Source organism: Cyanobium sp. BA20m-p-22, assembly GCF_024346275.1.
GTDB lineage: Bacteria > Cyanobacteriota > Cyanobacteriia > PCC-6307 > Cyanobiaceae > Cyanobium_A.
This window is the reverse complement of sequence record NZ_JAGQCQ010000173.1, coordinates 1-7816: the sequence shown is the minus strand read 5'-3', so window position 1 is coordinate 7816 and position 7816 is coordinate 1. Positions and strand designations below refer to the sequence as shown.

Below are 7816 nucleotides of genomic sequence, written 5' to 3'. Positions count from 1 at the left end.
GGCCCAGGTGCAGCTCGCCCTGGCGGAAGGGGCGAGCACCACGGCGCTGGCGGAGGCCCTCGCCTGGCTGGCAAGCTCCGCCCACCCCAGCGTTGACAACCTCACCGACTGGCTGCTGGTGTCGGCCCTGCACATCGGCGGCGAGGCCCCAGAAGCCGTGCTGGCGGAGGCGAAAGCCGACGGGGTGACGGTACGGGTGGCCCGGGCCGCCGGCCAGAAATGCGAGCGTTGCTGGCACCACGAAACCGACATCGGCCGCCACCCCAGCCACCCCAGCCTCTGCGGCCGCTGCGTGGCCGTGCTGGAGCCCTGAGCAAAAACTGGCTATTGCCCCGGCCCATCTGCCAATCCCAAGGCCAGCTCAGAGCCAGGCTGGGGCTTGCAGGTAGGCCTGGGGATTGCTGCTGGCGGCCAACACCTGCTCGGCGGCGGGGTCGAGCGGGCCAGCCAGCAACTCGGCCGTAAGCAGCCGCACCCCCTCGGGCAGCAATGGCTGGTCGGGATCGAAACCGGTGGGGTGGGTGGTGCTGCTGGAGAAGCCGCGAAAGATCAGCAGCTCGTAGGGCTCCTCGAGCGCGCCCGCCGAATCGAGGACACCGCGCAGGCGCAGCACCCGATCAGGCCGCTCACGGCTGATCGCCTCCAGCCCAACAATCAGAGCGTTGGCGGCCAGGGCCATCAGAACTCTCCCGCCACCCGGCCCTGCTTGGGCAGCCGCACCAGCAGCCACTGCAGCAGCCCAACGCCGTAGGCCACCAACCCCACATAGCCGATGAAGGCTGCCACCCCAGGGGTCCAGGAGCCGCCGAACACAAAGGCAAACACCCCCACCAACTGCTGATGGAGCCCAAGGGGCGGCTGGATCCAGATGGAGCAGGCGGGCCGATCCAGGCCAGCGCTGGCCATGCAGCCCAGGGCTGTCGTGCTGAGGGCTGCCCCCAGCAGGCCCCACACCGTCAGGCTCCAGCGCCAGACGCGCAGGGTGAGGGGCAGGGCTCGCCAGGGAGGCATGTCTGCCAGTTCCTCGTTGAGATCCACCCAGAACCAGACACTCGCCACCACGAGCAACTGGGCCAGCACCGCCAGCAGAAAACCAAGGGGACGGCGGTCGGTCAGCAGGAGGGTGACGAGCAGCAGCAGGCTGGCCACCTTCCAATAGATGCCAAGCAGCCGCACCAGCGCCCCCTCCCGGCGCAGGCCAGCCCAGATCAGCAGCACCAGCGGCAGACCGATGCTGAACAACATGGCCACTCGGACGTCGAGCCACACCAACGAGCGATACAGCGGTTCTGGCAGGGCAGCGAGCACACGGTTAGTTCGGTAAGGCGCCATTATCCGCGGCCCCCGGCAGGCGATATGGTCCGACCTATGGCTGCATTTTCCCTGCCCAGCTGGCTCTCCCGCCACATCGGACCCAACCGGGGCCAGGCCTGGTGCCGCACCGCCCTGGCCTCCGAAACCTCCCTGCAGGCATCGGTGGAAACCATCGTCCACCAGCTGCGCGGTGCCGGGCCGGCAGACCTGGCCCTGGTCTTTGCCGCCGCCAGCTACGCCAGTGACCTGCCCAGGCTGCTGCCGCTGCTTCAGGAAAAACTGCGGGCCAGCCACTGGATCGGCTGCCTCGGCGGTGGGGTGGTGGGCACCGACGCCACCGGCACCCCCCATGAGCTGGAAAAAAAGCCCGCCCTGAGCGTCACCCTGCTGCGCCTGCCCGGCGCCCTGCTCCAGCCCTTTGCCATCGACACCGAAACCCTGCCCGACCTCGATGGTCCGGCCGAGCCCTGGCGTGCCCTGCTCAACGCCGCAGAGACGACGGGCGGCTCGCCCAGCCCCTCGATGCTGCTGCTGGTGGATCCGAGCTGCTCACGCATCAACGACCTGATCAGCGGCCTCGATTACGCCTGCCCCGAGGCGGTGAAACTGGGCGGGATCGCCGGCCAGCACAGCGCTGGCCACGGCTCCTTGCTATACGGCAACCAGGTTGTCCGGGGTGCCGTCGGCTGCCTGATCGGCGGCACCTGGCAGCTCGACCCGGTCGTAGCCCAGGGCTGCCGGCCCATCGGACCGGTATTCGACATCGAACAAGCCCAGCGCAATGTGGTGCTGGAAGTGAGCCAGGGCCAGGACCGCCGCAGCCCGGTGGCAGCCCTGCAGGCGATCCTCACCGACCTCAGCCCCCAGGAGCGGGAGCTGGTCAAGCACTCCCTCTTCCTTGGGGTGGGGCGCAGCAACTTCAACCTGGACAGCGCGGAGCCCTCCAAGCCAGGCGCCTTCCTCGTGCGCAACCTGATCGGCGTGGACCCGCGCAACGGAGCCGTGGCCGTGGCCGAGCGCATGCGGGTGGGCCAACAGGTGCAGTTCCAGCTGCGCGATGCGGAGGCCTCCCGCCAGGAACTCAGGCAGCTCCTGGCCCAGCAGCAAACCCAGGCACCCAACCCCCTGGCCACCCTGCTGTTTGCCTGCCTCGGTCGCGGCGAAGGCCTCTACGGAGCAGCGGATGGCGATGTGAATCTCTGCCGTGAAGCCTTCCAGCAGGTGCCGATTGCCGGGGTGTTCTGCAATGGCGAGATCGGACCGATCGCTGGCAACACCCACCTGCACGGCTACACCGCCAGCCTGGCCTTTCTGGTGCCCCGGGGAGAAGGCTGAAGGTGCGCCAGCACGTCAATCCGCTCAGCAGCTTCTTCCAGCAGCCCCGGCCCTTGCCGGCCCCGGCCGAGCTATTCCCCAGGCCCGGCCAGCCCCTCCATCTCGACATCGGCTGCGCCCGGGGCCGCTTCCTGCTGGCCCTGGCCGAGCAGGAACCCGACTCCAATCACCTCGGCGTGGAGATCCGCCTGGCGCTGGTGGAGGCAGCAGAGGCCGAGCGCCAGGCCCTGGGACTGGCCAACCTCCACTATCTCTTCTGCAACGCCAACATCAGCCTGCAGGACTGGCTGGCCTGCCTGCCGGCAGGACTGCTGGAACGGGTTTCGATCCAGTTTCCCGACCCCTGGTTCAAGCAGAAACACCACAAGCGGCGGGTGTTGCAGCCTGCCCTGCTGCAGGCCCTTGCCGGCGCCCTCTCCCCCGGCAAGGAGCTGTTTATTCAGAGTGATGTGCTGGCGGTGATCACACCGATGGTGCAGCTGATCGAAGCCAGCGGTGGCTTTGATCGACCAGACTTCGAGCGACCAGACCAAGATCGGCGGCCCTGGCTAGCCACCAACCCCCTGCCCGTCCCGAGCGAGCGGGAGGCATACGTCATGGCCCAGGGTTTGCCGGTGTATCGCGTGCTCTACCGGCGCAACAACAGTCGCCTGCCCCCCCTCGAAGAGCTGGAGGATCTGCCCAAAGGGGTTGATAATCCGGCCTGACGCCAGCCTTCGCCCCTTGAGCGCCCCCACCATTCCCCTCCTGCTGCGCTGGCAGGGCTCGCTGCAGCACGCACCCAGCGGTGCCCTCGGCCGGAGGCTGACCCTGGTGGCCGGGCTCGTGCTCTGCGCCCTGATGGCTGGCCTGCCCCTGGTGACCCGCAGCGGCCTGAGCCTGCTGGTGCTTGCCAGTGGCCTGCTGTGGCTGCTGATTGCCCTGCGCACACCCCCGGGACCATTGGGGGAGATCGACCGCTGGATCCTGGCAATACTCGCCCTGGCCCTGCTGGCCACGGGGTTCTCGCCGGTGCCCCTGGCTGCCGCCAAGGGGCTGGTGAAACTGGTCAGCTACCTGGGGGTCTACGCCCTGATGCGCCAGCTGCTCAGCACCGCGCCGATCTGGTGGGACCGGATCGTGGCGGCCCTGCTGGCCGGCGAACTGGTCACCAGCGTGATCGGCATCCGCCAGCTCTATGCGGACACCGGCGAACTGGCCCGCTGGGCCGACCCCAATTCGGTGGCGGATGGCACGGTGCGGATCTACAGCACCCTGGAAAACCCCAACCTGCTGGCGGGATACCTCCTACCCGTGCTGCCGCTGGCCCTGGTGGGCCTGCTGCGCTGGCCCGGGCTGGCCCGCAAGCTGTTTGCCCTGACGGCCCTGGTGCTGGGCCTGGCAGCCGTGGTACTCACCTACAGTCGCGGCGCTTGGATGGGACTGGTGACCCAGGCCGGGGTGACCATCCTCCTGCTGGCCATCCGCGGCACCCGCACCTGGCCACCCCTCTGGCGCAAGCTGGCCCCCCTGCTGTTGCTGCTGGGCGGAGCGGCCCTGCTGGTGGTGCTGGTGACCCAGGTGGAACCACTGAGAGTGCGGGTGATGAGCCTGCTGGCCGGCCGCGAAGACAGCTCCAACAACTTCCGCATCAACGTCTGGCTGGCCGCCCTGGACATGATCCAGGCCCGACCCTGGCTGGGGATAGGCCCGGGCAACGACGCCTTCAACCAGATCTATCCCCTCTTTCAGCAACCCAAGTTCAATGCCCTCAGTGCCTACTCCATCCCATTGGAGCTGGCGGTGGAGGCGGGAATTCCCGGCTTGCTGGCCGGCATCGGCCTGCTGGTGGCCAGCCTGCGCACCGCCACCAGCCTCTGGCGTGGCGATCGCTTCTTCAGCCTGCCGGCCCTGGCCGTGATCGCCGTGATCGCTGGTTTGGGGGTGCAGGGCCTCACCGACACGATCTTCTTCCGGCCGGAAGTGCAGCTCAGTGGCTGGTTCTGCGTGGCAACCCTGGCGGCTGGGGCCACCCACGCCCGTGCCTGATCTGGCCCTGGTCGCCGGCTTTGATGCCGGCCAGACCCACACCACCTGTCGACTAGCTGCTGCCGGCAGCGGTGCGGTGTTGGCCGAAGGGCAGGGCCCCGGTGTGTGCCATCTGCTGGGGCCGAACGGCCCCGACCGCTTTGGCCGCGCCCTGGGCCAAAGCCTGCAGCAGGCCCTGGACCAACTCAGCCCCGGGCGTCTGGTCGCTGCCGGGATTGGCGCCAGCGGCATCGAAGTGGGTACCCCCGTGCAGGATCAAGCCCGCCAGCTGGCAGCTGCCGCCCTGGGCCTGCCCCTGCAGGGCGTTCTGGTGACCGGCGATGAGCGCACGGCCCTGCGGGGGGCGATGGGCAGCCAGTCGGCCGGCATCGTGGTGATCAGCGGCACCGGCATGATCGCCGTCGGCCGCAATGGCGCCGGGGAGGAGCACCGTTGCGGAGGCTGGGGCTGGCTGCTGGATGGGGCTGGCTCCGCCATGGACATCGGCCGCGATGGGCTGGCCCTGACCCTGGAGATGGCGGATGGTCGCCGAAGTGATTCGCCCCTGAGGGCGCGGATCTGGGCCGGCCTGGGCCTGGACCCCGGCGACCCCCAGGCCCCCCAGGCGATCAAGGCCCGCGTGGTGGCGCCCAACTTCGGCGCCGCTGGCTTTGCCCGCCTGGCCCCCTTGGTGGCCGCCGCCGCCGCCGAGGACGATCCGGCGGCGGCGGCAGTGGTGGAGCGCTCCGCCCAGGCCCTGGCGCGAATGGTGGCGACCATCAGCCAGCGGCTGGCGCTAGGGAACCCGCCGGTATGGCCCCTGGGCGGCGCCCTGGAGCACCTCGAGCTGCTGCGCCAACGGTTTGCCGCGGCGCTCGTGCTCCACTGCCCGGGGGCCAGGGTGGAGCAGGCGGCAGGGGATGGCTGCAGCGGCGCCCTGGCCCTGGCCCGGCTTTGCCTGGAGCCCTAAATCCAAGTGATTAGATCTAAGCCGCGTTGAGGTGGAGCTCGGCCTCCCTGGCCAGTTGGGAGGCCCAGTGATCCACCAGCTTCTGATCGTCCGCCTCCACCATCACCCGCAGCAGGGGCTCGGTGCCACTGGCCCGCACCAGCACCCGGCCGCAACCGTCCATGGCCGCCTCCGCCGCATCTACGGCCAGGCGCAGGGGTTCGCACTGCTGCCACTGCTGGCGCCGCTGCCGGTCGGGCACCGTCACATTTACCAAAATCTGGGGATAGGGCTTGAAGCTGCTGTCCATCCAGCCAGCCAGGCTCTGGCCGGAACGGTGCAGAAGGGTGGCCACCTGCAGGGCCGTAAGCAACCCGTCGCCACTCATGCCGTGCCGGGCCGAGAGGATATGGCCCGACTGCTCGCCGCCGAGACCCGCCCCCATCTGCTCCATCGCCTGGTGCACATATTGATCGCCAACAGCGGTGCGCTCAAGCACTCCTCCCTTGGCCTGCCAGGCCCGCTCGAAGCCCAGATTCGACATCACGGTGGCAACGATCCGGTTTGCCGGCAGTTGGCCCTCAGCCAGTAGGGAGGTTCCCCACAGGTAGAGGATCTGGTCGCCATCGACCACCCGGCCCCGGCCATCGACCGCCAGCATCCGGTCGGCATCCCCATCAAAGGCAAAACCCATCGAGGCGCCCTGCTCGAGCACGGCCCGCCTAAGGGGCTCCAGGTGGGTGCTGCCACAGCCCACGTTGATGCGCTCGCCATCGGGTTGCCCATGCAGCACCGTGAGCTTGGCTCCCAGGGCCCGAAAGACCGCCTCGCCACAGGCTGTCGCTGCGCCCCAGCAGAGGTCGAGCACGATCGAGCACCCATCCAGACGCCGCCCCAACACGCTGGCCACCAGGGCCCGCTGGTAGTCGGCCAGCAGCTCCTGGCGATCGTGCACGACCCCATTACCGCCGAATCCACCGGCGGGCCCCACTCCCTGGAGCCCAGCCTCAATCGCCTGCTGCTGGCCGCGACTCAACTTGGCACCGGAGGCGCCAAACACCTTGATGCCGTTGTCGTGGGGGGGGTTGTGACTGGCCGAAACCATCAGCCCGCCGGCCGCCCCCAGGCGACGGATCGCCCCTGGGATTGCCGGCGTGGGGCAGACACCCAGGGTCCACACTTCCCGGCCGGCGGCGGTGAGGCCCGCCGTGAGTGCGGCCACCAGCATCGGACCGCTGCAGCGGGAATCCATCCCAATCAACACCGGGCCGGATGGCGGCAGCACCTGGCCACACCAAAAACCCACCTGCATGGCCAGGGCCGGACTCAGCTGGGCGCCGACGCGGCCCCGGATGCCATCGGTGCCGAAACCGGCAACGCCACTCCGCAGGGGATGGCCAACGGGATGGGAAGCCAGCTCGGCCATAAACGGATGCCGCAGGGGGGCTCAGGTTACGTCGATCAGCGCCAGCGACGGGGCCACCAAATCCAGCGCACCAGCTCCCCCAGGGCCCAGAGCAGCAGCAGCCCCACCAGCCAGCCAGGCAGCAAGTTCAGTGGCCACCAGGGCCTCAGCAGCAGCACCAAACCCACCCCAGCCAGCACCCGCAGGGCCCGCAGCCGCTGGGGCGCACCGGGCAGGCTGGAAAGGTAGGGGGGAAGGGAGAGGGGAAGAGGATGGAATCGCACCAGCCAAGCCGGATCTAGTCCTGCCCAGAATGCCGGAATCGCGCCGCCGATGAACCTGGCCCGCCTCCCCCTGTTGTTGGCCATCACCTGCCTGGGCAGCGGCACCCTTTTGGTGGGTGGCCGGGCGCTGCTCGCCCGGATCCCTGCCGCCGATCCCACCACCCCCAGCAGCAGCCTGGCGCTGGTGCGCGCCCTCAGCCTGGATCCGCAGCGACGGCGTGAGGCCAACCTGCTGCTGCTGGCCCGCCAGGGGACTGACCCCGCCCGCAGCCGCCGGCTCCTACGGGGCCAGGGCTGGGGCAGGGATCCCCTGGCGGCCTTAGTGCTCAAGCGCGATGCCCTGGCAGCGGCAGCCCTAGGCGATGCCCCAGGAGAGCAAAAGCTCTGGCGGCAACTGCTGCGCCGCTTCCCCCAGACGCCTGCCGCCGCCGATGGGCTCTACGCCCTGGGGCGCGACCCGCCCGGGCTGCGCAAGCTGCTGCTCCAGCGCTTCCCCGCCCACCCGGCCGCCCTGGCGGCCGC

9 protein-coding genes and 1 pseudogene are annotated in these 7816 nt (G+C 69.5%); 6 read left to right on the top strand and 4 right to left on the bottom strand.

Translation table 11 applies throughout. From position 1 onward, the window contains the following. The coding region (locus KBZ15_RS14250) for a zinc finger domain-containing protein (protein WP_315859899.1) at positions 1-313 on the top strand (313 nt) is incomplete at its 5' end. Between the two features lie 48 nt (positions 314-361). On the opposite strand, the gene KBZ15_RS14245 is transcribed toward KBZ15_RS14250, so the two are convergent. Both KBZ15_RS14245 and KBZ15_RS14240 read right to left on the bottom strand, forming a co-directional pair. After that, positions 362-679, bottom strand: a complete 318-nt coding sequence (locus KBZ15_RS14245) for a hypothetical protein (RefSeq protein WP_255015870.1) — start codon at positions 677-679, stop codon at positions 362-364. Continuing rightward, a complete protein-coding gene (locus KBZ15_RS14240) occupies positions 679-1296 on the bottom strand; it encodes a DUF3177 family protein (RefSeq protein WP_197153483.1) in 618 nt (205 codons plus the stop codon). Before KBZ15_RS14240 ends, KBZ15_RS14245 begins: the two co-directional genes overlap by 1 nt. A 72-nt stretch (positions 1297-1368) precedes the next feature. On the opposite strand from KBZ15_RS14240, the gene KBZ15_RS14235 reads away from it, so the two are divergent. Genes KBZ15_RS14235 through KBZ15_RS14220 form a run of 4 tightly spaced genes read left to right on the top strand, consistent with a single transcriptional unit; the run spans position 1369 to position 5626 of the window. Beyond that, the gene (locus KBZ15_RS14235; protein ID WP_255015869.1) at positions 1369-2649 is read left to right on the top strand and encodes an FIST N-terminal domain-containing protein; all 1281 of its coding nucleotides are present in this window, start codon (positions 1369-1371) and stop codon (positions 2647-2649) included. 2 nt (positions 2650-2651) lie between these two features. Continuing rightward, positions 2652-3356, top strand: a complete 705-nt coding sequence (gene trmB, locus KBZ15_RS14230; RefSeq protein ID WP_255015868.1) for a tRNA (guanosine(46)-N7)-methyltransferase TrmB — start codon at positions 2652-2654, stop codon at positions 3354-3356. Positions 3357-3372: 16 nt separating this feature from the next. Next, the gene (locus KBZ15_RS14225) at positions 3373-4677 is read left to right on the top strand and encodes an IctB family putative bicarbonate transporter (protein WP_255015867.1); all 1305 of its coding nucleotides are present in this window, start codon (positions 3373-3375) and stop codon (positions 4675-4677) included. A 1-nt stretch (position 4678) separates the two neighbouring features. Then, complete coding sequence (locus KBZ15_RS14220; RefSeq protein WP_255015871.1) at positions 4679-5626, top strand: N-acetylglucosamine kinase; 948 nt, start codon at positions 4679-4681, stop codon at positions 5624-5626. A gap of 16 nt (positions 5627-5642) precedes the next feature. Here the strand turns inward: KBZ15_RS14220 and glmM are convergent, their stop codons facing one another. After that, positions 5643-7031 (bottom strand): phosphoglucosamine mutase, encoded by a 1389-nt coding sequence (glmM, locus tag KBZ15_RS14215; protein ID WP_255015866.1) that lies wholly within the window; start codon positions 7029-7031, stop codon positions 5643-5645. Between the two features lie 35 nt (positions 7032-7066). Further along, the gene (locus KBZ15_RS14210; protein ID WP_254930474.1) at positions 7067-7294 is read right to left on the bottom strand and encodes a hypothetical protein; all 228 of its coding nucleotides are present in this window, start codon (positions 7292-7294) and stop codon (positions 7067-7069) included. 49 nt (positions 7295-7343) lie between these two features. Between KBZ15_RS14210 and KBZ15_RS14205 the strand changes: the two are divergent. Beyond that, positions 7344-7816 (top strand): annotated as a pseudogene (locus tag KBZ15_RS14205) (lytic transglycosylase domain-containing protein); the annotation flags it as partial.

Excerpts from the sequence above, each read along its gene's own strand:
- glmM (WP_255015866.1), bottom strand. The coding sequence starts at position 7,031 with ATGGCCGAGCTGGCTTCCCATCCCGTTGGCCATCCCCTGCGGAGTGGC.
- KBZ15_RS14235 (WP_255015869.1), top strand. The coding sequence starts at position 1,369 with ATGGCTGCATTTTCCCTGCCCAGCTGGCTCTCCCGCCACATCGGACCC.
- KBZ15_RS14245 (WP_255015870.1), bottom strand. The coding sequence starts at position 679 with ATGGCCCTGGCCGCCAACGCTCTGATTGTTGGGCTGGAGGCGATCAGC.